We start from the raw sequence: 26,520 nt of genomic DNA, 5'->3' as shown, positions 1-26,520 counted from the left end.
AGTAGTGAAAAAAGTGTTTGCAAAATTTCTGATAATGACTAAATAATATTTATATAGTGAGTAGTGTTGATAACGTAAATCCAGTTATCAACACTACTCGCTTTTTTGACGTTCAACTAAGATTCAGATGGGGATCAAACCCCACCTGAATCAAGTTTCACTTGATATGATAAAAAGCGAGGAAAAATTTATATATTTATACATGGTGATTTAGTTTTGGTAGAAAATGAATACATAATTGTGGTAAATTAGACATTGATTGTATTGATATGATATAATATCCATAATTTAAAAAATGAATGAAAATAAGAAAGATAAAGATACAATAATAAATATTGTGTGATCATGTTTATTATTGTAGTAGTTTAACCGAGGAGGAAATTATGAAGAGTATAAAATCAAATTTAATATTATGTCTAGGGGTGTTAATGGGAACTATATGTATAGGATTGGGGATAGTTTCATTTATAAATTCATCAAATGCACTAAGATCAAGTGTAAGTACAACCTTACCTGAAATTGCAGAACAAACAGCGGGAAGAGTTCAAGCAACAATTGAAGGAAATTTAGATACATTAGAGTCATATGCAGTATTAGATGTAATAAGCGATATGAGCATTCCTTGGGAAACTAAGCAAGCAATTCTACAAACTGAATCTGAAAGATTAGGCAGTATTAGAATTGGTATTGCTGATATAAATGGAAGGTGTATAAATACTGATGGTTCTATTAGTAACGTTAGTGGTGAAGTATATTTTAAGAAAGCAATTGCTGGTACAATGAATGTATCAGATCCATTTATAAATAGCGTAGATAAACGATTGTCAATTGCATATGCAGTTCCTGTAAAGAATGGGAATAAAGTTGTGGGAGCTTTAGTAGAAATAAGAGATGGTTATGACTTGAGTGAATTGACTAACAATGTTAAAGTAGGAGAAACAGGCAAAGCATTTATGATAAGAAAAGATGGAACCAGTATTGCTAATACTGATAATGACAAGGTTCTGAATATGGATAATTCAATTGAAGCAGCAAAAACAGATACTAGTTTACAAGCATTATCAGACATTGAAACAAAAATGGGTAACGGTGAAAAAGGTATTGGTGAGTATTCCTATGGTGGAGCAGATAAATACATAGGTTATGCCCCTGTGGAAGGAACTGAATGGTCTGTAGGAGTTTTAGTATTAAAAACTGAAATGTTATCAGAATTAGACGGTTTAAAAGTATCTATGGCAGTATCATCGATAGTATTTTTATTAATTGGATTATTAGTTATTTACTTTATTTCGAATAACTTATCTAAATTAATAAAATCAACTTCAAAACATTTAGAGTTATTAGCAGAAGGAAATTTATGTGAAGAGGTTTCTCCTAAAAATCTAAAAATAAAAGATGAAATTGGCTATATGACAAATTCAATGAAAGTAATGCAGCAATCATTAGGAAATATGATTAGAAGTATAAAAGATAATTCTTCAAATATAAATATACAATCAGAAAAGTTAGCTGCTTTTTCAGAAGGGATAGCAAGTGCAGCAGGAAATGTCACAAGTGCAATTGCTGAAATTGCAAAAGGAACAAGTACACAATCTAATGAATTAGTAAATATAACAGAGATGCTTAATGAATTTAATGATAAATTATCAGGAATGGTTAGGGAAATAGAAGTTGTAGATTCAAATGCTAGAAACATTAGTTCAATGGCAAATGATAGTAGCAATGGTATGAATGAATTAAATCAATCTGTGACAAAAGTTAGCAGTTCATTTAAAGATTTTTATAATAAGATAATGGGACTTGGTATAAATATTAACAAGATAAATGAAATCACAAATATAATAAATAGTATTGCAGAACAAACAAATTTATTAGCATTAAATGCAGCTATTGAAGCAGCTAGAGCAGGAGAAGCAGGCAAAGGATTTGCAGTAGTTGCGGATGAAATAAGAGCACTTGCGGAGCAATCAAAAGTATCATCAGAAAATATTAGCAAATTAATTAGTGGAATATCTAAGGATACTGATGTTATAGTTCAAGATTCTGTTACCATGGATGATGAATTAGTAAGCCAAGCTAATATTATAAATAATTCAATAGTATCTTTCGAGAAGATTATAACAGCGGTGAGTGAAGTAATTCCTAAAATTGAAACAGTTAAGAATTCTGCTAAAGATATAGATAATGATAATAATGACATCTTGATTAGAGTGGATGGAATATCTTCAATCTCAGTTAAAATATCAGCATCTTCACAAGAAATTTCTGCAGCATCAGAAGAAATGAGCGCTTCAACTGAAGAAGTAGCATCATTTTCACAAATGCTTACTAATATGACTAATGAAATGATTAATGGAGTAGATAAGTTTAAAGTTTAAAAGCAAATAATTTTGATACAATTCTAAATAGTGTGTTTTCTGTTTTAAGGTAGTTAATTGAAACAGAAACACACTTATTTTTTATTCTAGAGGGTAAACCTTTTGGCAGTTTGCATATCTTAATAAGCCTTATAGGTCATGTTTCTTAATAATTATTTTCTGATGATAGATGGAAGTGTCAGAATGGTATTTGTGCCTGACCTCTAATTTTCTCAATGTCTCTCTTAACATGAGATGTATTTAAATTGTCACTATTACAAAAAGTAATAGTTGATTTTGTATTGATTAACCTTAACATGAATTAATGTGTTCTATCCAAACTGAGTTTCCATTGTAATTTACATCAATTTATGATAAAAAATTAGTATCATAATTAAAGATACGGGAGAAAAATCAATGAATTTTGTAGCAATAGATTTTGAAACTGCAAATGAAAAAAGAAATAGTCCATGTTCTATAGGAATTATTGTTGTAGAAAATGGTGAGATTGTAGAAAAAGAACATCACTTAATAAAGCCTAAGGAAATGAGATTTATGCCAATAAATATTGGAATTCATGGAATAAGACCTAGTATGGTAAAGGATGAATTAGAATTTGATAAAGTGTGGGAAAAAATTAAGCAATATTTTAATGATAACTTGGTAATAGCTCATAATGCTTCTTTTGATATATCTGTGTTAAGAAGAACATTAGAGCTTTATGAAATAGAAATGCCAAAATTTCAGTATATATGTACAATGAAGCTTTCTAGAAATTTTTATAGTAATCTTGACAATGCAAGGCTTAATACAGTAAATAATTTTTTAGGATATGAATTTAAACACCATGATGCTTTAGCAGATGCAATAGCATGTGGTAATATCTTAACTAATATAAGTAAAGAATTAAACTGTAAAGATATTAATGAAATATCAAAATTAGTTGGAGTGACTTTAGGTACAGTAAATAAAAATGAATATACTCCATGTTCAATAAAAGGAAAAGTTTTAAAAAAATCCAATAAACAGTTTTCAAAACAAAATGAAAATACAGTAAAAAATCTTAATTCTACTGCATTTGAAAATGAGATTATTGTATTTACTGGTGGATTAGCTTCTATGACAAGAGATGAAGCAATAAACCTAGTTAGAAAGCTTAGTGGCACTGTAGGAAGTTCTGTAACTAAGAAAACAACATGTATAGTCACTAATACGAAAAATATAGAAGATTTGCATAGAGAAGAAATGAGTAATAAGCTTAAAAGAGTGATGGATTTAAAGCAAAAAGGGCAAAATATAAAGTTATTAAATGAAGAAGAATTCTTGAATTTATGTGAGGCGCCTTTATAAAGTCTTAGAATAAGACATCTATGTATTTTTAGGATATAATGTATTATTAAAAATAAATAATATAAAATGAAATGTGGTAGAGGAGATTTTCATGTTCATTATAATTAAAATAGGTATAAAGAGTATTAAGATAACCAGAAATCAATATAATGAAATGCCTGTGAGAGTAGAGTATACTTTAACTGATAAAGGAGAAAACACATGGGAAGAAAAAATGAGCTATTAGTAATAGGTGTAGGAGAATTATGAAACCATTTTAAAAGAAGAGTTTTTTGATAAAAAGGGAGTGTACATGTGGGTTTACAAGAATAATGAAAAAGATTATTTTGTACATTACATTGGACAAATAAAAAGGAGTTTTAGAGAAAGATTAAAAGAACATTTTAAGGCTGCATTAAGTGGAAAATGTTACATATATGACATGGAAAGTAATAATAACTTAAGAAATGAGATTATTAGAGTAGCGCATAAAGGCAATTTCGAAAAGAAAGCTTATGAAGAAAAATATGGATCACTTAGTGATGCAGGAGAGAATTATATTTCGAGTTTAGAATTTTTATTTGCACCTTTAGAAATAAATGATATAGATGCTGGGGAAAGTTATTTAATAAATAGGGTCATTAAAAATGGGAAAGAATCATACAAGCTCTTCTTAATAAATGATGTTATTCCATCGAATTGTAATATAGAATTTGAGGATAAGTTTACTGAAAACATAATAGTCAATTTCTAATATATAAGAGTGTGTTGTTAATAATGTAATTATGAAAATAAAAGCTCCAAGAATTTAGTAATCTTGGAGCTCTTAAGCTTGATAATTTAGGGAAATATAGTTGAACAGCTAATATATCTTTTGATAACATATCTCCATTTTTACATTTATAAACTAATTCTTCAATGAAATTAAAATCCATACAGACCTCCCTATGCTTATTATATAAAGTGAAAATCAAAATCTTCGACTTTCTTCCTTGAACTTAGTTAACTCATTTATGAGTTAACAATATTTTCTTAAGAATTCTTAAGATTTTTTGGGGGAGAATATTAAGCTTTTATCTTTATACTAGGACCATGTAATAATTTTGATAGCTGTCCATCAATTATTAAAAATAAGGGGAAGATTTAGTGTGAAGATAGTGAAGTTTCTGAGAGAATATTTTAAATCGCCAAGAATTGTTGGAGCCGTGGCTCCTAGTTCAAAAAGGCTAGCTGAGAAAATGATCAGCGATATTGATTTTGAAAATGCAAAGTGCATAGTTGAATACGGACCAGGTACAGGTGTTTTTACAGACAAGCTTGTAGAGGGGAAAAGAAAAGACACAATATTACTGCTGTTAGAATTTAATAAAGAATTTTGTAAGCAACTAGAGGAAAGATATAAGGGATATGATAAAATTATCTTAAAAAATGACTCTGCTGAAAATGTAGATAAATATTTAAAAGAGAACAATATTAATGAAGTTGATTATGTAGTTTCAGGTTTACCTTTTGCAAGTTTACCTAAGAATGTTTCAAATAAAATATTAAGAAAAACTAAAAGTATACTGAAGAAAGATGGGTTATTTATAACTTTTCAGTACACTATTTTAAAGAAAGAATTTATTGCAGGGTTTTTTAAAAAAATAGATTTAGAAAGAGTGGTACTTAATGTTCCGCCAGCTTATGTACTAAAATGTCAAAATTCTTAAAGCAAAGGAGTAACTTTATGTCAAACAAAATTTTAATAGTTGATGATGATAGTGAAATAAGAAAAATTACAGGGATATATTTAGAAAATGAAGGCTATGAGGTGTTTAAAGCAGAAAATGGAGAACAGGCTCTTAAATTTATTGATGAAAATAATATTGATCTTATCCTTTTAGACATTATGATGCCGATTATGGATGGGATAGAACTCTGTATGAAAATTAGAGAAGTTAATATGATGCCTATTATCTTTCTATCTGCAAAATCAGAAGAACTTGATAAAATTCATGGTCTGGCATCAGGTGCTGATGACTATATAACAAAGCCCTTTAATGCTATGGAACTTATTGCAAGAGTTAAGTCGCAGCTTAGAAGATATACAAGATACTCCACACCCCAAAATATAGCAAAGAATATAATTGAAATTGGTAACTTGATAATAAATACCGATACAAGGCAAGTGTATTCAGGAGGCAATGAGGTCAGACTTACACCAAAAGAATTTGATATACTTGAGCTTCTTGCAAGTAATAAAGGAATTGTTTTCAGTATAAAAAAGATTTACGAAAGAGTATGGGGAGAAATCTTTTATAAATCAGATAATGCAGTGATGGTACATATAACAAAGATAAGAGAAAAAATTGAGGAAGATCCAAGAAAACCTATATATATCAAGACTGTTTGGGGAGTTGGGTATAAGATATGAAATTTTCAATATTTACAAGAAAAATCAGTGTTGAACTTATATTATCAATTATAATTTCTGTCTCATTTGCATTTTTGTTAGTATATATATCTTCGACTTTTATTACTATACCTTATTTCTTGGCAAGAGATAACGCTGGGGAAGTAATAGATTATTGTATTATAAGCTTTCTTATCTCTGCAATTGGAATAGCAGCTTTTTTGGCCATTTTCTTATTATTAGTAAATAAGAAAATAAAATATATCAAATATATTTCTGAAGAAGTCTCTAAAATTGCAAATGAACAATTAGGTTCAACCTTGAAAGTACGTGGAAATGATGAATTAGCAGAACTTTGCAAAAGCATAAATTCTATGTCTTTGGAGCTAAAGGATAAGTTTGAACATGAAAGAGGAATAGAAAATACAAAAACTGAGCTAATAACCAATGTTTCTCATGATTTAAGAACTCCCTTAACAGCAATAATTGGATATATAGATATTTTAAAAAATGAAAAATATAAAAGTAAAGAAGAAGAGAAGGAATATTTAATATCAACATATAACCTATCAATAAAATTGAAAAATCTTATTGATGAATTATTCGAGTACACAAAGCTATCCAGTAGAGATATAACCTTAAAACTTGAAGAAGTGGATTTGAGTTCTATACTTATTCAAATGCTTGGAGAATATACTCCAGTGCTTGAAACTAAAGGTTTAAGCATTATAACAGATATAGCTGAAGAAATTCCTATTAAAATAGATATTGAAAAAATAGTGAGAGTTTTTGATAATATTTTAAATAATGCAGAAAAGTATAGTATTAAACCATCAGAAATAATTATCAAGGCAGAAAACATATCAGACTATACTCATATTTCTATTTCAAACAAGGGTAGACATATTGAACAGGATAAGTTAAATAAAATGTTTGAAAAATTTTATAGAGTTGATATTTCAAGATCCAGCAAAATTGAAGGTTCAGGACTGGGATTGGCAATATCACAAAAAATTATAGCACTTCATAATGGTGAGATTTGGGCTGACTGTGAGGATGATATGATAAGAATACATATTAAGTTACCTATTAGCAATTAAATTGCGTTATACTCAACAGTTACAATAAAACCAATAGATTAACATAAAGGTATGAAGTATACACAATACTCATTTACGGAATCTCAATAATTATAAAATAATAAGGAGCTGTTATTATGGCAGAAAATATGAAACAAAATTGGACTTCAAAAGATATTACTTCACAAAAAGGTCGATCAGTTGTTATTACAGGAACAGGTGGAATTGGTTATGAAACAGCATTGGAGATGACTCGTGCAGGAGCTGAAGTTATAATGGCAGGTAGAAATAAGGATAAAGGAGAAGAAGCTATAAGAAAGATTAAGAAAATAAATCCTTCTGGCAATATACGTTTTGAAAAGCTTGACCTAGCGGATCTTGCCTCTATAGAAGCATTTGGTGAACGAATGAGATCTGAGCGCAAAAGTTTAGATATTCTTATAAACAATGCGGCAGTAATGGCTCCGCCTAAGCGTTTGGTTACAAAAGATGGATTTGAACTGCAAATGGGCACAAATTATTTTGGACATTTTGCATTAACAGCACATATGCTTCCTCTTTTGAAGAAAGGAAATAAGCCAAGAGTAATCACCTTGAGTAGCTTAGCTCATCTTTCAGGAGTTATAGATTTCGATGATCTTCAAGCAGAAAGCAGCTACAACCCAATGGTAACCTATTCTCAGTCAAAACTCGCATGCCTTATGTTTGCATTTGAATTGCAACGACGAAGTGATGCGGCTGGCTGGGGGATTACCAGTATGAGCACACATCCAGGGATATCAAGAACGGAATTAATCCCTAATGGAGCTGGAAAGAATAGCCCAACTGGAATTGTAAGACGTTTAATGGGTCCGTTTTTATTTCAGCCAGCAGCTCATGGAGCATGGCCATCACTTTATGCTGCGACAGCAGAAAATGCAACAGGCGGAACATATTATGGTCCTTCAAAAATGAAAGAGATGAGAGGATATCCTACCATAGCTAAAATTGCACCACAAGCTCTGGATGTTAAGGTGGCTTCAAAGCTTTGGGAAGTATCTGAAAAACTGACGAATGTAAAGTTTATTTAATCAGAAAAACTTGATACTGTATAGCTTATAAATCACTTACGATAGTAAGTTGACTGCACGCTGAAACTTATAGAACATTTATAATCACATAATATGGAGAAAAATATGGATAGAGAAACAGCCTTGGAATCGATAAAAACACCTTTTAAGAGATTAATCGCAGGGATACTAATAATTGAGGGGAGTCAGTTTATTGCCTTAATGGCCCCTTTGATGATAATTTTGGTTTTCAAAGTCATGGAAATTGATCCGGAGTACTATACAGTATCATTTGGAATTATCACAGGATTTGGTGCGTTAGTTGCAGCTTTTGCAAATACAATTGGAGGTGCTTTAAGCGCTCGCACTAGTTTGAAATTTGGGCGTAGACGTACTTGGATACTAATTGGTTCTGTGCTTGGTTCTGCTTCGCTTATGGGGATCGCTTTATCAACAAATGTTTGGATGATAGGTATGTTTTGGTGTGCAGCAAATCTATTTTTCAATTTTGGTACTTCTTCAGCTACAGCATTAGTACCTGATCAAGTAGATGAATCACCTAGGGGACGGACATCAGGGCTTATAGGCTTGATTGTTCTATTTTCAGGAATTATGGGGATGCTTATTATGAATATTATGGGACAGACTCCATTAATTCTAAGGTTTACAGTTTTAGCTGTAATTAGTATAATAACGGCTTTAGTAGGCGTTGCATTGATTAAAGAGGGTAAGGTAGTTTATAGTTATAATGATGGCATCTCTAGCAGTAGGTTGTGTGATTGGAGGGATACTTTCGGATAAATTTAGAAAACAAAAGCTATTTATAATTATTTCTGGAATTATACTCGTGATAGGGGTTTCAATTAATATTTTTGCTCCTTCGGTAATTTACATAATGATAAGTGCTATATTTTACGGCTTTGGTTATGGTATGTTCTTAGTAGTTGATACTGCACTTATAGCAAGAATTCTACCAAATGAAAAAGATGCTGCTAAAGACTTTGGAATTATGAATATAGCTAATACAATTCCACAATCCATAGTATCTTTTAATTTATCGCGCACTATTGGACAAACTACAGGGGCTGCTGTAATAGGTGCAATATTCTATCTTTTTAATAAAACTAAAGCAATGGATAGTTCAAGTCCTGAGAATATCACAGCAGATATACACAATACTTTTTTAATCGCTGCACTGATAATGGCTTGCGGGCTAATCATAGGCGTAATAGCACTTTCATTAAAAAAGGAACAAGTGAATGGATAGAGTAGATAATATTCTTCATTATCAACACTATTATTTAACATAGCCTAAAAAATAAAAGCATTGAAAAAAATTTAAAATTCATATATGATGTAACTATACTAAAATATAAACATGAAAAGAATATAAATGTAAAGGTGATGTAAATATGCGCAAAGAGGTAGTTTTTAACTAAACTAACTGAATAGGGATTATTTTAAAAAGTATATGAAAAAAAGCTTGAATAACTCAAGTTTTATTTGTGGTAGAATCAATTAATGAAAATATTGATATTGCCATGTTTATTTGTGTACTCTAAAAATAATCAGTATTATAATGAGCATGTTACGTCTTTATCTGCATAATAGGAAGCCGTGTTCTAAACACGGTATTTTTATGCCTATTTTTGCTACATTTATAGATATGTTATGAGATTTTAATTTGTATAATTTTGGAATGTTTAAAAAAATAACAAGTCAATCTGCGGAGCCTATTTTTCATTATACTGGGTCAGCAGATTGCCCTAGTAGGTCCGCTATGAGATCAATCTGCTTCCTTGTCTGATGAAAATAATCATGGCATTTTGGATTGTTATTTTTTTTCGTATCCTTTACCAATAAGTTATATAAATTAAAGTTGTATATTTCATGTTTGTATTTAGGTTATATGATTATAAGGCTGTAAGTGAATTATTATGTTCATTTGCAGCTTTTTTTTATTTATTTTTAAGGAGAATATTATGAAAATTTATATATTTAAAATTGCAGATTACAAAAGAAAGACAAATTTTTTAAGAAATACTAGGATGGTGATTATTAATGGTTAATAAACTTTCAGCATATAAAATTTATTTATTATTTTCAGCTATTACTGCAATGTGTTTTTCGTTGATAGCGACAGTTATGATAGTGTATCACATTGAAAATGTTCATTTAAATCCACTTCAGCTTATACTTGTTGGAACTACTTTAGAGACAGCATGTTTTATATTTGAAATTCCTACAGGTATAGTTGCGGATGTATATAGTCGTAAACTATCTATTGTTATAGGTGCAATTTTAACAGGGTTAGGACTTATTTTAGAGGGCTCTATTTCTAGTTTTATTTTCGTACTTGCAGCACAGATAGTATGGGGAGTGGGTTCTACTTTCATCAGCGGATCTCTTGAAGCATGGATTGCAGAAGAAGAGAGGAGTAAAGATTTGGATCAAATTTATATGAAGGGGGCACAAGTAGGACAGATAGGATCAGTTATTGGAATAGTATTAAGCACTGTAATAGCTAATTTTTCTGTAAGATTGCCTATTATAGTTAGTGGAGTTTTATTTATTATTCTTTCATTATTTTTAGGGCTATATATGCCAGAAAATAATTTTAAGCCTTCTGCTCCAGAGGATTTAAATACATTCAAAAAGATGGGATATACTTTTAAGTCTGGTCTTAAATTTATAAAAAGTAAATCTATAATTATGATTTTACTTTCTGTAACTTTGTTTTATGGATTGTCGAGTGAAGGGTATGATAGACTTTCTAATGCACATTTTCTGCAAGATACTGCGCTTCCTAAGCTTTGGAATCTTAACCCAGTCACTTGGTTTGGGATTTTTGGAATTGCAGGAATGTTATTAAGTGCAATGGTTATGCATTTTATGTCAAATAGGCTTGATGATGATAAGAGTAATAATGGAAAGCTTTTGCTAGGTATAAATATAGTTTATATATTATTTATGTTCATATTTGCTATTACAAAAAACTTTAATTTAATGTTAGTAGCGTATTTAGCGACAAATACCTTTAGAACTATAAATGAACCTATATTTAGTGCATGGCTTAATGGACATATAGACGATAAGGCTAGAGCTACTGTACTTTCTATAAATGGACAAATAAATGCCTTAGGTCAAATTTTAGGTGGGCCAATTATAGGGATTATAGCTACAAATATTTCAGTAAGTATTGGTATAGCATGTACTTCGCTATTAGTGACACCAGTATTGGTTCTATATATTGTTTCTATGATAATGGATAAAAAGGTGTCTGATAGAGTTGGAGGTGACGATTATGAAGAAAATAATTAATATAGGAATCGTTGCACACGTGGATGCTGGAAAAACAACAATAACAGAGAATTTATTATATTATAGTGGGGCCATAAAATCTGTTGGAAGGGTTGATTTAGGTAACACACAGACAGACTCCATGGAGCTTGAACGTAAGAGAGGAATTACTATTAAATCTTCAACCATATCTTTCACTTGGAATGATATTAAAGTAAATATTGTTGATACTCCAGGACATGTAGATTTTATTTCAGAAGTTGAACGTTCATTAAGTGTTTTAGATGGCGCAATAATAGTTATATCAGGAGTAGAGGGGATTCAGTCGCAAACAAGAATATTATTTAATACATTAAAGGAATTAAATATTCCAACAATAATTTTTGTGAATAAGCTGGATAGAATTGGAGCGGATTTCAATAAAGTATTTGAGGAAATAAAAAAGAATATGTCTAGTAAAGTTGTTAGATTACAAGAAGCATATGATGTGGGAAGTAAAGATGTTTATATAAAAAATTTATCTGATATATGCATGATAAATAATGATGCAATTGATGTTATATCAGATTTAGATGAAGTGTTTTTGGAAAGATATATAAGTGGGATAGAGCCTGATAAAGAAGAAATACAAGAAAAACTTTCATTATATGCAAGGGAAGGAAATCTATATTCAGTATTTTGTGGTGCTGCAGCAATTGGACTCGGCATTGAAGAGTTATTAGATGGAATTTGCAGCCATCTTCCGTGTGCAAATGGTGATTCTGAAGATGATTTGTCTGGAGTTGTATTTAAAATCGAAAGAACAAGTGCAAACGAAAAGAAGGTTTATGTAAGATTATTTAATGGAAAAATATCTGTAAGAGATAAAATTCAAGTACCCAATAAGGATATAACAGAAAAAGTAAAAAAAATTAATAGTTTAGAAAATGGGAAAATTATTGAGGATCAGAGCATAGAAGCAGGGGATATAGGTATTTTATATGGCCTTGCGAGTTTCCAAGTTGGAGATGTAATCGGAATTTCAAATAATAAAATTAAAAATATATCCATGGCTAAACCAACATTAAAAACAACGATTTCTGCAATTGACAAAGAAAAGAATTCAGAGTTATTTAGGGCATTAACACTACTTACAGAGGAAGATCCACTATTAGAATTAGAGATGAATGATATAGATAAAGAGATTTATGTGAATTTATTCGGCGAAGTTCAAATGGAAATACTAAGTTCTATACTAAATGATTTATATGGAATAAAAGTAGAGTATTCTAATATTCAAACTATCTATAAGGAGGCACCTAAAGGTGTTGGAACATCAATAATGCATATGCAGGAAGGCTTGAATCCTTTTTGGGCAACAGTAGGATTGAAAATAGAACCAGCAGGAAGAGGTGCAGGTCTTAGATATATATCTAATGTTTCAGTAGGGTCATTGCCGAAATCTTTTCAAAATGCAATTGAAGAAGCAGTTATTAAGACTAGCAAACAAGGACTATTTGGATGGGAGGTTACAGATGTGAAAGTTACACTTACCTGTGGTGAATTTTTTAGTCCAGCCAGCACCCCAGCAGATTTCAGGAATGTGACGCCTATGGTATTCATGGAAGCATTATATAAAGCACAAACTGTTTTATTAGAACCATTACATGAATTTGAATTAAGAATTCCTCAAAATGTTTTAAGTAAAGCGATTTGGGATTTAGAATCTATGAGAGCTACCTTTGATAATCCTATTGTTATAGAGGATGAATTTTCAATAAAAGGGTTGATTCCAGTAGAAAATTCGAAGGAATATAAAATGAAAATAGCTTCATATACAGAAGGTAAGGGAATGTTTATGACAAAATTTTATGGACATAAGGAAGTTCCAGCTGAATTTGCAAAGACACGTCAAAAAACAACTTATGATCCATTGAATAAAAAAGAGTATCTGCTTCATAAATTAAACACAATTAGAGATTAAATTTAAATGATAACTTAAATTTTTATATAAGATTTAAGATAAGAGTATAGAAGTCTTAAATGATTATTACAAATAAATGAAATTAGTTATTAAGTAAATTGAATTATGTTAAAATATAACGAATTAAATTAAAATATAAACTAAATATATATTATAACTTTGTAAAAGGGATGAATATTTAAGAGAAACAAAATCAGATGAGAAATTTTATTTTAACTTTTATAAAAAACATTAGAGAATTTTAATGAGTATTTAAATGATTTACATAAAGATTAAAGCATATATTAATAAAGCCTTAAGGTTTTCATAAGAAAATTAATATGATATAAATTTTTGTTTTGAATTATTATAATAATGAGTGTTAATCAGGAAGAGGGGATAAAACTTATGAATGTAAATATTTTGATTGTAGACGATGAACAGTCCATAGCGGACCTAATTGAAGTTTATTTAAAAAATGAAGGGTTTACGATATACAAATTTTATAACGGTCAAGATGCATTACAGTGTGTTCAGTCGGAACAGTTAGATCTTGCGATACTTGATGTCATGCTGCCGGATATTGATGGCTTTACTCTCTGTCAGAAAATTAGGGAAAATCATAATTTTCCTATTATTATGTTGACTGCTAAAGAAGAAGAAATTGATAAAATTACCGGATTGACACTAGGTGCAGATGATTACATAACAAAACCGTTTCGCCCCTTGGAGCTTGTCGCCCGTGTAAAGGCACAGCTCAGGAGATTTACCAAATATAATTCTTCAGAGCCAAACCAGGAAGAACACTTGATTGCCTTTTCCGGCTTGGTATTGGATAGGGATACCCATGAATGTATGCTAAATGAAAAAAAGCTATCTCTAACTCCTACAGAGTTTTCAATTCTTTGGGTTCTTTGCTCAAATCGCGGACGAGTAGTAAGCTCGGAAGACTTGTTCCATGAAGTATGGGGAGATAAGTATTTCACTAACAGTAATAATACTGTAATGGTTCATATTAGGCATCTAAGAGAAAAAATGCACGACAACGCGGAACATCCTAAATATATCAAAACGGTATGGGGGGTTGGCTATAAAATTGAAAAGTAACAAAAAGGGCAATTACACAAACCTAAAAAGAAAAGCCTTCTTGCAAATGCTTCTGATTGCAGTTGCTGCTACTGTGACTGTTTTTTTATTGCGCTATATACTGCATGGAAAGATCGGAGATCGTATCGTTCAATTTTTAGTTAAAGCTTTTAATTTTGACAATTCGGATGCACAGACAATCTATCAGCTTGTAATTCGCAACAATATGGATATAATCCTTTTCGTTGTAACATTAATATTTTTAGTTATTCTTTTTCTGTTTTCTGTTTCTTCTTGGTTGACAAAATATTTTGATGAAATTAGTGCTGGAATGGATAAACTTTCTGAGGAATCTGATGATGAAATTACATTATCTCCAGAATTGGATTTTATGGAAAATAAGCTAAATCAGATAAAAAGTAACTTGGAAAAACAAAAGAAGGCTGCTCTTGATGCAGAGCAGCGCAAAAATGATTTAGTAGTTTACTTGGCTCATGATATAAAGACACCTCTGACCTCCGTTATAGGATACTTAAGCCTTCTGGATGAAGCTTCTGATATGCCTCCAGAGCAGAAGGCAAAATATGTGGGTATTACCTTGGAAAAAGCTTATAGATTAGAGGAACTTATAAATGAGTTTTTTGAGATCACAAGATTTAATCTTCAAACCATTATTTTGAATAAAGAAAAAATTAATTTACTGTTCATGCTCCAGCAGTTGGCAGATGAATTTTATCCAATGCTAACTGCACAGGAAAAAAAGGTATCCGTCAATGTACCTGATGGCCTTGTACTGCTAGGAGATGCAGACAAACTGGCTCGCGTGTTCAATAATATTTTGAAAAATGCTATAGCCTATAGCTATGAAAACAGTATTATTGACATTTCTGCTAAGCAACAGCAGAAAAATATTGTTATAACTTTTATTAATCAAGGGAATCCAATCCCACAAGGAAAGCTTGACACTATTTTTGAAAAGTTTTATAGATTAGATTCTGCACGTTCCACGAACACTGGTGGAGCAGGGTTAGGTTTGGCAATCGCACAAGAAATTGTCAAAGCTCACAATGGAACAATCTCTGTGGAAAGCAACCCAGAAAATACCACATTTACTATAAATATTCCATCATAAGAAAATCTTAAGAAGTTCATAAGATGGAATTCCCAAATAGCTCCTTATTCTGTGTTTAAATAATATCAGCACAGAATAAGGAGTTGTTTTATTATGGAACGAAATGCAAAAAAGGAGAACTTTAAATCAAAGGATGCTAAATTGGCTATACTTTTTCTTGCCCCCAGCATAATAGGTTTTTCTATTTTTTATGCAGTTCCTTTTATTGGAGGTTTTTACTACTCTATTATAAGCAGTCCAATTAATGGGGAATTCGTAGGTCTTAAAAATTATATAGATTTGATAAAGAATCCAAGTTTTATTAAAGCTGTAACCAACACGGCTTTATTTACTTGCTTGAGTGTGCCGCTCAATATTGTGTTATCCTTACTGCTTGCGCTTATTCTATCCAATAAAGCAATAATAGGCAGAGAAATTTTCAGAACCTTGTTCATAACACCACTGGTTGTCCCGGTTGCCTCGGTAGTTCTTGTTTGGCAGTCTTTGTTTGATATTAATGGAGCTTTAAATGGTGTGATAACTCTATTCGGATATGCCCCTGTGGATTGGATGGAAAGCGACTTAGCAAGGATTGTGATAGTCATTGTTTACCTGTGGAAAAACATTGGATACAGTATGGTGCTTTTTTTGGCAGGATTGCAAAATATACCTGCTGAATACTATGAAGCCGCTAAAATTGATGGCGCAACTCCATTTAAGCAATTTACAGGTATAACCTTAGTTTACCTTACACCAACAACATTTTTTGTTTTTATTATGTCTATAATAAATTCCTTTAAGGTTTTCAGAGAGACTTATCTCATCTCAGGAGACCACCCTAACAGCAGTATTTATATGCTGCAGCATTACATGAATAATATGTTTGTGCAGTTAGATTATGAAAAACTAACTTCAGCAGCCTTTATTATGGCATTCTTCATAGTATTCATCGTTTTTATACTATTTTTTATAGAAAGAAAAATTAATAAATCACTAAACTAGTACAAATTAGTATTATACTTCGAAGAAAGGAGATAAAAGTTCTAAATGTAAATGGACTTTTGTAGGAATCCTAGTAAGTGGAGACCGATTGAGATAGGCTATCCATTGTTTTGAATGAAAGGAGAAACTCAATGAAATACAGATTTAAGAGGATACTGATTACAGCATTACTATCATTAATGGCGATAGGCTTTCTTTTTCCTTTAGTGCTTACAGTTTCAAACTCTTTCATGAGTGAGACTGAAATAACATATAATTACAGCATGATTTCAGAGTCAAGCAGTACAAGTTCATCTATAGCTGATTCGTCAAATAAATATGCCAGTTTGAGGCTTATCCCAGAGGTCGTTGTAATAGAACAGTATTATAATGTGCTCGTTAAGAAGCCTCAGTTTCTTTTTATGTTTTGGAATTCAGTGATTATTACTGTTCCTATTGTCCTTGGACAAATAGTTGTTTCTTGTTTGACAGCTTTTGCTTTTGCTAAGCTTAAATTCAAAGGTCGGGATCAGTTGTTTTTTATATACATAATCGTAATGCTCTTGCCCTTTCAGGTAACCTTAGTTCCCAACTATTTGGTTGCTGATAAATTAGGTCTTGTTAACAACTATCTATCCATTATATTACCTGGAATTTTTAATACCTTTGGAGTATTTCTTATGAAACAGTATATGGACCAGATACCCGATTCTTACATAGAAGCTGCAAAAGTAGATGGAGCAAGTCAGTTTACAATATTTTTTAAAATCATTTTACCTATGTGCAAAAACGGAATAGCAGCAATGTTTATTTTAGTTTTTATAGACAACTGGAATATGGTAGAACAGCCTCTTGTTTTTCTTAGAGATGCTGCCAAGCAGCCTCTTTCGGTATATCTATCCAGAATAATCAGCGGTGAAAGAGGACTTGCCTTTTCAGCATCTGCAATATATATGCTGCCCATGCTCCTAATCTTCTTGTTTGGAGTAAACTATTTAATTGAAGGAATTGAACGTTCCGGAATCAAAGAATAAAACAATCTATTAATGGAGGTATGAAGAATTGATCCGTGCGCAACTCATTGAGTATACGAAAAGAAAGAAGCTTACAGGCAAATTGTTAATTACATTCATAGTGATGATGGCATTGTTAACTTTTTTCTCAAATACTATTAATAATTTTACTCTATCAAGAATCACTGTTGATACAGCAGTGAGCGGAGCACTTATTAAAGAAATAAGCGGTAAAGGTACTGTAACAGCCAATTCAATTTTCGAACAGTATATAGATGTAGGAAACAATCTTTTAGTAAAGAATGTTAATGTCAAACTTAACGATACCGTAAAAGAAGGACAGCCAATAATAACCCTTGATATAGGAGATATCAAATCAAGCTTACAGGATGAGAATGCAAAATACCGTCAGATGCAAATAGTCATTGATAAACTAAATGATAGCTCTAATCTGCTGAAACTAAATAATGATATTGAAACTGCTCTAAAAAATAAAAACCAAAAATCCAAGAGCTACCAAGATATAAAAACCCTCTTTGATTCTGACTTTGAAACTGCAAATAATCTGCAAAATGCTAAAGCTGATATGGATGAGGCTGAAAGGAACTATAACCTAGCAGTACAGACTAAAGAAGCATATATAAAAACAAATCAAGAGGATATTGAAAATGCACAGCTTAACTTAGAAATTGAAGCAAGAAAAATAGATTCTTTAAACAAGCAAATTGCTAATGGTGGAGTATATACAGCACCCTCTGATGGAGTAATCACAGAGCTAAATTTCAATGAAGGTTCCTTGGCAAATAGCTCCAAAGCTTTATTCAAATTAGCTGAAACATCAGGAGGCTTTCAGGTTTCTATTTCAGTAAACAGTGACCTTGTAACTTTTGTTAAATCAGGAGACTCAGTAGATGTGGAGATTACCTCTCTTGAAGATAAAATAATCGCCGGAAAAGTATCTCAAATAAAAGCAGATTCTAAAAATGGAGATAACAAAGAACTTATTATAGACTTAAATGATCCAGATCTTCAAGGTGGAGAGAATGCGGAGGTTAACATAATTAAACAGACTAAACAGTATTCTACCTTGGTGCCAAACAGTGCTGTTTATACAGACAATAATGGCACTTATGTATTCTCAGTAATAGAAAAGGAAGGCCCGCTTGGAAAAGAAAGTTTTGTTAAAAGAGTAGATATTATTGTGGAAGACTCTGACAGTACTAATTCAGCAGTGATAAAAGGTCTAGACTCTAGGGATAAGATAGTGGCTAAAAGTACGAAATCCTTATCCGATGGCGACAGAGCAGTAGTAGAGAAATAGGCATATAGCCTAAAGAAAAGAGGTGAAAGGTTGAAGTCGTTTAAGCTACCTTATATTATTCTGGCAGCAGGTGTATTTATTTTAATTTTTAATATCATACTTGGAGGCTCCTTAACATCAAAATATAGCGAAATAAACGGAAGCTATAAAACAAACAAAGTCGAAGTCAATGTACTAAATAATTCAAATTCACTAGAAAACAGCTCATTTAGTCAAGATGATATGCAGCATCTCCAAAAGTTCGCTTTTAAAAATACTACCACAGCATATGTAGCTGAGAAGAAATCCTCTGTTTCCTATAAAAATAGCCATAGTGATGCTGAAATTTATGGTATTAGTGATAAATATGCTATGTTTCATCAAATTAAGCTGAAATCTGGAAGTCTTGTAACTCCAGGAGATAAAAATGAACTTGTTGCAGTAGTAGATGAAACCTGTGCTGAAGCACTTTTTAATAATGATAATGTGGTAGGAATGCATATAGAACTCTTTAACCAGAAGTTTAAAATAATTGGTGTTATAGACTCAGATAAATCTATTCTGCAGATTCTCACTGAAAATGGCCTTGGTAGTGTTTACATACCAGTTGAGCAAATGCTCTTATATGATATGGATTCAAAGATTACTTCCTTTGAGGTAAATCTCTCAAGCAGTGGCACAACGGGTCAGAATATTAGTAAAGTCACTGAAGCTCTAACTTCTATTGGAAAAAGCGCAGATAATTATAAGATCATTGATTACAATATTGAAAAAGTAATTTTGGCACAGAAAGATTTGTTGATGGTCTTTATCTTAGGCATAGTTTCAATTCTCATATTACTGCTTGCTGTAAAAGATAAGTCAGTATATATATGTTCAATGATAAAATCAGATCTCAAAGGGAATTATTTGAAAGATGTTTTAAGAATGAGATCTGCTCTGGTTATCATTTCAGTAGTAGAAATAGCTTTACTTGTAACCTTTATATATCTTATTTGGGTCACAGTAAAATTCAATATATATATTCCACCAAACTTTGTGCCTTCTGAACTAATTGATACAACCTTTTACTCTGAACTTTTTAAGAGTTTAATACAAGATAAAGTCAGAAATGTAGGCTACGTTCCTACCTATCCTGAGATGAAGTTAAATTTGTTAAGCATAATGCAAAACATAAGTTTTTCCATTGAGCTGCTGACAGGTTTTCCATTATATTTCCTTGCACTTAAACTTTTAAAGCTCAAGGAGGAAAATGTATTTAAAACATTGTTATATTGCTGTATTTTACTCATTTTATTAGTAATACTAGCTTTAATTATCTTACTCATATTGAAAATGCCTATCACAATTAATGTTAAAGGGGTAATATTAGTTTTTACTTTTATATTTCTTACGCTACTACGGTATTTGGCCATAAAAAATAAAATTTATATAGATAACAAAGAGGAGTGTATTTAAAATGTATAAAAACAAATTATTTAGAATCAATATTTCAAAAAAACTTACATGTCTAGGCCTAGTCGTGTTAACGGCAATTGGTACAGTTGCCTGCAAAAGTACAGTAAGTAACAGCAGTGCGACAAATACTTCGGGTGATAATACCTTAACTATTTCTGTAATAACAAAAGATAATTATCTTGATACGGCCATAAAAAAATATAAGGAGAAGCATCCAGATACAATTATTAACATTAAGGAATATACGTCTGATCCACTGCCAGGAGGAAATGAGGGGAAAGTTTCTAGGAGTGTAGAAGATGAAAAACCTGAGGATATTGAAAAATATGTTACTGCCATGAACACAGAACTTATGTCAGGAAAAGGTAGCGATATTATATCCTTAAACACTCTCCCATATGAAAAATATATTGATAAAAATCTGCTTGCAAATTTAAGTGATATGATTAAAGATGACAAGAACTTCGACTTAAATAATTATTACTCAAATATTCTTGATGCCATGAAGTATAATGGAAATCTGTATAGTTTTCCTCTAAGCATAAGTCTTAATGTTTTGGAGACTAACAAGGCATTATTAGATAAATACAACATTAAAGTTGATGATAATAAATGGAACTGGAATGATTTTGAGGATACCGCAGCTAAGATTGTAGACGGTAGCAAAAAAGATGGTGTGCAGGGAATATATGCCCTTTCAGGCGTAGATGGGAGTATGCTAGTATCTTACCTTGTCTCTGAAAACTATAATAAATTTGTAGATAAAACCCAAAAAACTTTAAGCTTTGATTCAAAAGAATTTATTGAGCTTATGAATTTAGCAAAATCCATGATAGATAAAAATTATGTAAATACAGATACTGCTGATGGAAAAGTGGGTAATTTAACTAAGAGAGGAGGAGTAGTATTTAGCCCAACCAAGCTGAGCATGTATTTTGATTTAATGCTAAAAAAACAAGTTTATGAGGGAGGTGTGGATTTCTTAAAATATCCAGGAGAAGGAGACAATTTGTCATTCACTGCCACTACAACTTTTGGAATTAATAATAAATCCTCAAATAAAGATCTTGCTTGGGATTTCCTTAAATTTTTAGTTTCCGATGAGATGATGTCTGAGTCTTCCTGGACTAGCTTTCCAATTAACAAGACTGCATCTTCTAAAGCTGCACAGGACACAATAGATACGTCAAAGAAAGCTATAGGGAATAATAAGCTAAAGTTCGCTGATAATGGTCAAGTTATAAAAATTACTAAACCTCTTACTCAGGAAGATGTTGATATAGTTCCTGAACTAATTAGCAAGGCAAAAAAATATGCACCTGTAGACCAAAAAGTATTAGATATTGTACAAGAAGAGAGCAAAGTCTTTTTTAATGGTCAAAAGACTGCTGATGATGCAGCAAGGACTATCCAGGACAGAGTAAATACTTATATAAACGAATAATTGAAAGCAGCACTCGTTCTTAGATGAGTGTTGCTTTTGTTCATGCTCTAGTAGGGAAAGCTTGACACTATTTTTAAAAAGTTTTATAGATTAGATTCTGCACGTTCCACGAACATTGGTGAAGCATGGTCAAGTTTAGCAATAACACAAGAAATTGTTACGGCGCACGATGGTACAATTACTGTGGAAAGAATACAAAAAATATTATATTTATAGTAAAGATTCCGTCATAAGAAAATCTTAAGAAGTTCATAAGATGGAATTCTAATATAGATCCTTATTCTGTGTTTAAATAATATAAGAACAGAATAAGGGGTTGTTTTATTATGGTAAGAAAAGTAAAAAAGAAAAAGTCAAAAATATTCATAGCTGTGGCATTTCTGTTAATGATTGGAATTGAAACTTTTGTTTATAAATACATCATTATTCCAGGATATGAGTATATCTTTGGGACAGAATATGACGGTAGAATAACGTTGGCTTCCTCGTTTGATGCCTCTGTTTCAATATCTCCTGACAAGCTGAACAGTCCTAATGCGATTCTGATCAGTCTAAAAGATAATACCATACTGATGCAGAAAAATAGTGAAGAAAAAATCTATCCTGCTTCTTTGACTAAAATGATGACAGCTATTGTTGCCATAGAAAATCTACCTAATACGAAGAAAGAAATCAAACTGGCCAATTCTATGTTTCAGGGGCTGTACGGAGAAGATGCATCAATGGCAGGTTTTCAACCAGGAGAGCAGGTCAAGGCAATCGACCTATTATACGGGGCGCTGCTACCAAGCGGCGCGGAGTGTTGCATTGGGCTTGCCAATCAAATAGCAGGGTCAGAGCAGAATTTTGCAAAAATGATGAATAAAAAGGCAGCTGATCTTGGTATGAAAAATACTCATTTTGAAAATGCCACAGGGCTTCAGGATGAAAACCATTATACAACAGTCAAAGATTTGTCTATTCTTCTAAGCTATGCATTGAAAAATGATACCTTCAGGGAGATTTTTACTTCATCTCGTCATTCCACAGCACCTACGAATAAGCATCCTCGCGGGATAACCTTTAACAGTACCATGTTTGAAGAGCTAAAGAATCAAAATATTGTTGGTGGGGAAATTTTAGGAGGGAAAACTGGATATACCGATAAAGCAGGTCTATGTCTTGCGAGTCTTGCCAAAGTGGGGAAGCAGGAATATATTTTAATTACAGCCGGTGCTAAAGGGAATCACCATACGGAACAGTATAATATTATCGATGCATTAGTTGTATATAGCGGCATAGGAAAATAATAAGCTATTCATAAGAATTTATTAAGATTTTCATAAGCAAAAATTCCAACATTTCTTATCTGATTTCGGTAAGATGAAATTATCGAATAGGACAGGCTTTGATATGAAATATTAGGAAAACAAGATGCTTAACATGCGTCTTGCCGTGTAGTATGTAAAGGGCATATTAATATGTCATAGTGACGTGGATGCTTCTACTACCCGTTTTATATATAACAATAGTGAATGCTTGTATATAAATGCGAACGGAAGATTTTTATAAACTGAACATCGGAGAATAATCAGTAATCAAATGAAAAATGGAGGTATTATTATGAATAAACGAGAACGGATCAAAACATTCTTTTTATATGGTGTTTTCATTTGCTACATACTTTTATTAATTAAAATATTGTTTTTATCAAGAATCTCTAATTTGGAACATAGGTCAATTAACCTCATTCCTTTTTATAGTATAAAGGAATATCTATTTAGTGGTACTGCCTCTATAAAAAAGTTTGCCTTTGGTAATGTGGTTGGAAATATAGCTATATTTATTCCTCTTGGTGCATATTTGCTATTATTCAAAAATAATAAAAGAGTAATAACCAATTTGTTGTTTGTATTTATAATGAGTTTGTTTGTTGAAATCATTCAGGGGATTTTTGGAATTGGAGCATCAGACATTGATGACATAATTCTAAATTGTTTAGGCGGATTAATTGGCATTTTAGGATATAAGTTTTTCTTGTTTATATTACGAGATGAGAAAAAAGTACATACTGCGATTGCAATACTATCTGTTATTGCATTGCCACGTATATTATTTTATTTATTCATAACGAAAATGAGATTTTAAATATCTTTATTGTATATTCAAAAAGATGATCTACACAAAAGAAACGTAGAAATTAAGTATAATCTACAACAAACTTAATATATAGAATTCTTATATTCTTAACAATATTTATTCTTCAGAATACCAGAATATATATTCTAATATTCTGAAGAATATGCTTGTATAATGCGGGTTTGAAGGCTGTAAGGCTTAAAAAGTCCTGTATTTTTATTTAATTTTAAGATAGAAAAACAGATCTCCATATTGGGAGAAAAAATTTTTGAGTAGATAATAAAATTGTAGTGGATATTTTTAAATGGGCTAGGGTAAAATCAAGATGAAATATAAAAAGGGAGAAGCTGTTGATAAAACAGATTCCCTTGGATAATTAGAAGACTTATCTATGGTAATAGTTTAGACTATTTTATATTTGGAAGAGAGAATTATAAGAATATATATAATTGGAAATTAATATGACTAAATAAAATTTTTAATTTGCAAAGAAAATCTAGGATAATGGAGGGGGAACCGTATCATAAATAAATGCGAAACTAAAATTGAATAAAAGTATATGATTTATTCACATACTTTTATTCAGTTGTGAGCGATAATAACTTTCGCTCAGCTTTTAAATTTATTTTACAATGCTTACAGTTCCTTCTTTTCTAGGTGCCGCCTTTGCATTACTATTATTGCTAAAACCTAAAGCAGCAGTACCCAATATAGTATAATTTTCAGGAATACCAAGTTCTGAAAGTATACCTATAACCTTAGGGTCATCTCGAACGATACTTAAAGATGATATCCAGCATGAACCAATATTAAGCGAGTGAGCAGCTAGCATTATATTTTCAAGTGCTACAGCAGAGTCTGCTTCTTTTTCTGGCGAGTTTTTATCACAAGCTGTGATGATTATAGTAGGAGCGTTATAGAATGGATTGAAATTAGGTATATTCCCCATCTTTTTATATTGCTCTATAGAAGAATTTTGCAAGGCTTCTTTTATTACAGAAATTAGCTGATTGATTTTCTCTTTATTTTGAACTACAGCGAAATGCCAGCTTTGAGTGCCTTTATAACTTGGAGCAAATTTTGCAGCTTCTAAGATTATATTTAAATCCTCATCGGAAATCTGCTCATCCGTATAAGATCTTATACTTCTTCTTGTTAAAATATTTTTGATTACTTCATTCATAATTTTTCTCCTTCTTTAAAGAAATATTTTATTTTACCTTAGTGGTTATTATTGAATATGCATTTAAAAATTATAATATCTTAATAAACTAGCTTATAATCTTTATAAATATATGAGTAGATTTTATAATTAATTTATTGAGTTTTAAAATTTATTAAGAAAGTAATATTATGATATCAATAAAATTCTAAGACGTCTAATGGAACTTTTTCATTATATATATGAATAAAATTCATACATGGTTATGGTTATTTAATACTTAAACTTTTACCTAGGATATGTTTTAATAAATTTGTATTTGGCAAATAATTTACGCAAAAGTTGAAAGTAATATATTATTTTAGTATAGTAATTTTCTAACGAGAGGTTTGAGTACTACGTAGAAATGTTACCTTACCAATTGAGTTTAAAGATTATAAACTAAGGAGGTTATATATAATATGAACTGGCAGCAATTGGAATACTTTAAAGTTATAGCAGAAACGCAAAATTATACTACAGCGGCTGACTTACTATTGGTAACTCAGTCAGCTTTAAGCAAGGCAATTTCGAAATTAGAAGAAGAGTTGGAAGTTAATTTGTTTGAAAAGAATGGGAGGAATATAAAATTAACCCGCTTTGGCAGTATGTTTTTAAAGCATGCAGAAGCTGCAATAAAAGAAATTAATGATGGTATCCAGGAATTACAGAATATAATCAATCCTATGACAGGCACAGTTTCTATTTCGTCACTTTATACTATTGGAACACATTTTATTCCAACGATTATAAGCGACTTTTTAAAGGAAAATTCAAATGTAAAATTTGAATTTGGAATGAATTCGACTAGCAGTATTTTAGAGGGATTAGAGAATGGTAAATTTGACTTAGGTTTTTATGATGAACTTGAAAATATTGAAGAATATGAAAAAATAGAGTCAGTTCCAATAAAAAATGATGAGCTTGTTATAATAGTACCTAAAAATCATAGGCTTGCTGACCAATCAGAGGTAATGTTAAAAGATTTAAAAGATGAAACTTTTGCACTTTTTTCTGAAAATATAGCAAATAAAATGTGTTCTATTTTTAGAAGGGCTGGTATTATGCCAAAGACTATAGTAAAACCTAATGAGAGTAGTATGGTGGTTGCTGGCTTTGTTGGTGCAGGATTAGGTATTTCTATTATTCCTAATATACCTAATTTAATAACAGATCAAGTGTCAGTAATTAGAATAAGAGAACCTCAATGCTACAGGACTATTCATATGGGGTGGTTAAAGAATGGTTATATTACTCCAGCTGCTGAAGTATTTAAAGATTTTGTTGTAGCAACTGCATCGAAAATGAAAATTTAAACATTTATGTTAAAATTAGTGACTTTATGGGGAACTTAACAAAA

Annotated in this window: 25 protein-coding genes and 1 pseudogene; 23 read left to right on the top strand and 3 right to left on the bottom strand. The window is 31.1% G+C overall.

From position 1 onward, the window contains the following. Positions 1–383: 383 nt before the first annotated feature. A complete protein-coding gene (locus tag PZA12_RS18640; RefSeq protein ID WP_103698737.1) occupies positions 384–2,378 on the top strand; it encodes a methyl-accepting chemotaxis protein in 1,995 nt (664 codons plus the stop codon). 291 nt (positions 2,379–2,669) lie between these two features. On the opposite strand, the gene PZA12_RS24985 is transcribed toward PZA12_RS18640, so the two are convergent. Further along, complete coding sequence (locus tag PZA12_RS24985) at positions 2,670–2,726, bottom strand: hypothetical protein (protein ID WP_420912944.1); 57 nt, start codon at positions 2,724–2,726, stop codon at positions 2,670–2,672. A gap of 48 nt (positions 2,727–2,774) precedes the next feature. Between PZA12_RS24985 and PZA12_RS18635 the strand changes: the two genes are divergently transcribed. The 3 genes from PZA12_RS18635 to PZA12_RS18625 all read left to right on the top strand — a co-directional run bounded on the left by PZA12_RS18635 (position 2,775) and on the right by PZA12_RS18625 (position 4,440). Next, on the top strand, positions 2,775–3,707 hold the full coding sequence (locus PZA12_RS18635; RefSeq protein ID WP_103698736.1) for an exonuclease domain-containing protein: 933 nt from the start codon (positions 2,775–2,777) through the stop codon (positions 3,705–3,707). Positions 3,708–3,798: 91 nt separating this feature from the next. Beyond that, a complete protein-coding gene (locus PZA12_RS18630; protein ID WP_023974186.1) occupies positions 3,799–3,933 on the top strand; it encodes a winged helix-turn-helix transcriptional regulator in 135 nt (44 codons plus the stop codon). A gap of 66 nt (positions 3,934–3,999) precedes the next feature. After that, positions 4,000–4,440 carry a hypothetical protein gene (locus PZA12_RS18625; protein WP_103698735.1) on the top strand — a complete coding sequence of 147 codons (441 nt, stop codon included), beginning with the start codon at positions 4,000–4,002 and terminating at the stop codon, positions 4,438–4,440. On the opposite strand, the gene PZA12_RS18620 is transcribed toward PZA12_RS18625, so the two are convergent. After that, entirely contained in the window at positions 4,430–4,621 is a 192-nt protein-coding gene (locus tag PZA12_RS18620; RefSeq protein WP_103698734.1) for a hypothetical protein, read from the bottom strand. The genes PZA12_RS18625 and PZA12_RS18620 overlap by 11 nt on opposite strands. A gap of 213 nt (positions 4,622–4,834) precedes the next feature. Here PZA12_RS18620 and PZA12_RS18615 point away from each other — a divergent pair, with 213 nt between their 5' ends. The 18 genes and pseudogenes from PZA12_RS18615 (at position 4,835) to PZA12_RS18530 (ending at position 23,968) form a co-directional block, all read left to right on the top strand. Next, positions 4,835–5,395 (top strand): class I SAM-dependent methyltransferase, encoded by a 561-nt coding sequence (locus tag PZA12_RS18615; protein ID WP_103698733.1) that lies wholly within the window; start codon positions 4,835–4,837, stop codon positions 5,393–5,395. A gap of 17 nt (positions 5,396–5,412) precedes the next feature. After that, positions 5,413–6,099: a response regulator transcription factor gene (locus PZA12_RS18610; RefSeq protein WP_103698732.1), complete on the top strand. Its 687-nt coding sequence runs from the start codon at positions 5,413–5,415 to the stop codon at positions 6,097–6,099. Then, positions 6,096–7,178, top strand: coding sequence for a HAMP domain-containing sensor histidine kinase (locus PZA12_RS18605; protein WP_103698731.1), 1,083 nt, complete (start codon positions 6,096–6,098; stop codon positions 7,176–7,178). Before PZA12_RS18610 ends, PZA12_RS18605 begins: the two co-directional genes overlap by 4 nt. 116 nt (positions 7,179–7,294) lie before the next feature. Next, positions 7,295–8,227, top strand: a complete 933-nt coding sequence (locus tag PZA12_RS18600) for an oxidoreductase (protein WP_078116771.1) — start codon at positions 7,295–7,297, stop codon at positions 8,225–8,227. 105 nt (positions 8,228–8,332) lie between these two features. Continuing rightward, the gene (locus PZA12_RS18595; RefSeq protein ID WP_103698730.1) at positions 8,333–9,007 is read left to right on the top strand and encodes an MFS transporter; all 675 of its coding nucleotides are present in this window, start codon (positions 8,333–8,335) and stop codon (positions 9,005–9,007) included. Next, positions 8,982–9,473, top strand: coding sequence for an MFS transporter (locus tag PZA12_RS18590; RefSeq protein ID WP_181006019.1), 492 nt, complete (start codon positions 8,982–8,984; stop codon positions 9,471–9,473). The genes PZA12_RS18595 and PZA12_RS18590 overlap by 26 nt, the downstream gene beginning before the upstream one ends. 794 nt (positions 9,474–10,267) lie before the next feature. Further along, the gene (gene tetA(P), locus PZA12_RS18585; protein ID WP_103698729.1) at positions 10,268–11,527 is read left to right on the top strand and encodes a tetracycline efflux MFS transporter TetA(P); all 1,260 of its coding nucleotides are present in this window, start codon (positions 10,268–10,270) and stop codon (positions 11,525–11,527) included. Continuing rightward, positions 11,511–13,469, top strand: coding sequence for a tetracycline resistance ribosomal protection protein (gene tet / locus PZA12_RS18580; RefSeq protein WP_103698728.1), 1,959 nt, complete (start codon positions 11,511–11,513; stop codon positions 13,467–13,469). The genes tetA(P) and tet overlap by 17 nt, the downstream gene beginning before the upstream one ends. A 387-nt stretch (positions 13,470–13,856) precedes the next feature. After that, positions 13,857–14,555, top strand: coding sequence for a VanR-ABDEGLN family response regulator transcription factor (gene vanR / locus PZA12_RS18575; RefSeq protein ID WP_078116766.1), 699 nt, complete (start codon positions 13,857–13,859; stop codon positions 14,553–14,555). Then, positions 14,533–15,666, top strand: a complete 1,134-nt coding sequence (gene vanS / locus PZA12_RS18570; RefSeq protein WP_206490880.1) for a vancomycin resistance histidine kinase VanS — start codon at positions 14,533–14,535, stop codon at positions 15,664–15,666. Before vanR ends, vanS begins: the two co-directional genes overlap by 23 nt. A 93-nt stretch (positions 15,667–15,759) precedes the next feature. Further along, the gene (locus PZA12_RS18565) at positions 15,760–16,647 is read left to right on the top strand and encodes a carbohydrate ABC transporter permease (protein ID WP_103698727.1); all 888 of its coding nucleotides are present in this window, start codon (positions 15,760–15,762) and stop codon (positions 16,645–16,647) included. Positions 16,648–16,778: 131 nt separating this feature from the next. Beyond that, a complete protein-coding gene (locus tag PZA12_RS18560) occupies positions 16,779–17,660 on the top strand; it encodes a carbohydrate ABC transporter permease (RefSeq protein ID WP_103698726.1) in 882 nt (293 codons plus the stop codon). Positions 17,661–17,688: 28 nt separating this feature from the next. Continuing rightward, positions 17,689–18,960, top strand: a complete 1,272-nt coding sequence (locus PZA12_RS18555) for an efflux RND transporter periplasmic adaptor subunit (protein WP_242984860.1) — start codon at positions 17,689–17,691, stop codon at positions 18,958–18,960. Positions 18,961–18,990: 30 nt separating this feature from the next. After that, positions 18,991–20,397, top strand: a complete 1,407-nt coding sequence (locus PZA12_RS18550; RefSeq protein WP_103698725.1) for an ABC transporter permease — start codon at positions 18,991–18,993, stop codon at positions 20,395–20,397. A gap of 1 nt (position 20,398) precedes the next feature. After that, positions 20,399–21,841 (top strand): ABC transporter substrate-binding protein, encoded by a 1,443-nt coding sequence (locus tag PZA12_RS18545; protein ID WP_103698724.1) that lies wholly within the window; start codon positions 20,399–20,401, stop codon positions 21,839–21,841. Positions 21,842–21,898: 57 nt separating this feature from the next. Further along, positions 21,899–22,074: pseudogene (locus PZA12_RS18540) on the top strand (vancomycin resistance histidine kinase VanS); the annotation flags it as partial. A 93-nt stretch (positions 22,075–22,167) separates the two neighbouring features. Then, the gene (locus PZA12_RS18535) at positions 22,168–23,130 is read left to right on the top strand and encodes a D-alanyl-D-alanine carboxypeptidase family protein (protein WP_103698723.1); all 963 of its coding nucleotides are present in this window, start codon (positions 22,168–22,170) and stop codon (positions 23,128–23,130) included. 313 nt (positions 23,131–23,443) lie between these two features. After that, on the top strand, positions 23,444–23,968 hold the full coding sequence (locus PZA12_RS18530) for a VanZ family protein (protein WP_103698722.1): 525 nt from the start codon (positions 23,444–23,446) through the stop codon (positions 23,966–23,968). 613 nt (positions 23,969–24,581) lie between these two features. Here PZA12_RS18530 and PZA12_RS18525 read toward each other — a convergent pair. Continuing rightward, positions 24,582–25,142 (bottom strand): nitroreductase family protein, encoded by a 561-nt coding sequence (locus PZA12_RS18525; RefSeq protein WP_206490882.1) that lies wholly within the window; start codon positions 25,140–25,142, stop codon positions 24,582–24,584. Positions 25,143–25,582: 440 nt separating this feature from the next. Here PZA12_RS18525 and PZA12_RS18520 point away from each other — a divergent pair, with 440 nt between their 5' ends. Continuing rightward, positions 25,583–26,476: a LysR family transcriptional regulator gene (locus PZA12_RS18520; RefSeq protein WP_206490884.1), complete on the top strand. Its 894-nt coding sequence runs from the start codon at positions 25,583–25,585 to the stop codon at positions 26,474–26,476. Positions 26,477–26,520 lie beyond the last annotated feature (44 nt).

The sequence above is a fragment of the Clostridium beijerinckii genome (assembly GCF_036699995.1).
Taxonomy (GTDB): Bacteria; Bacillota; Clostridia; order Clostridiales; family Clostridiaceae; genus Clostridium; species Clostridium helianthi.
This window is presented reverse-complemented; position numbering and strand designations above follow the sequence as displayed.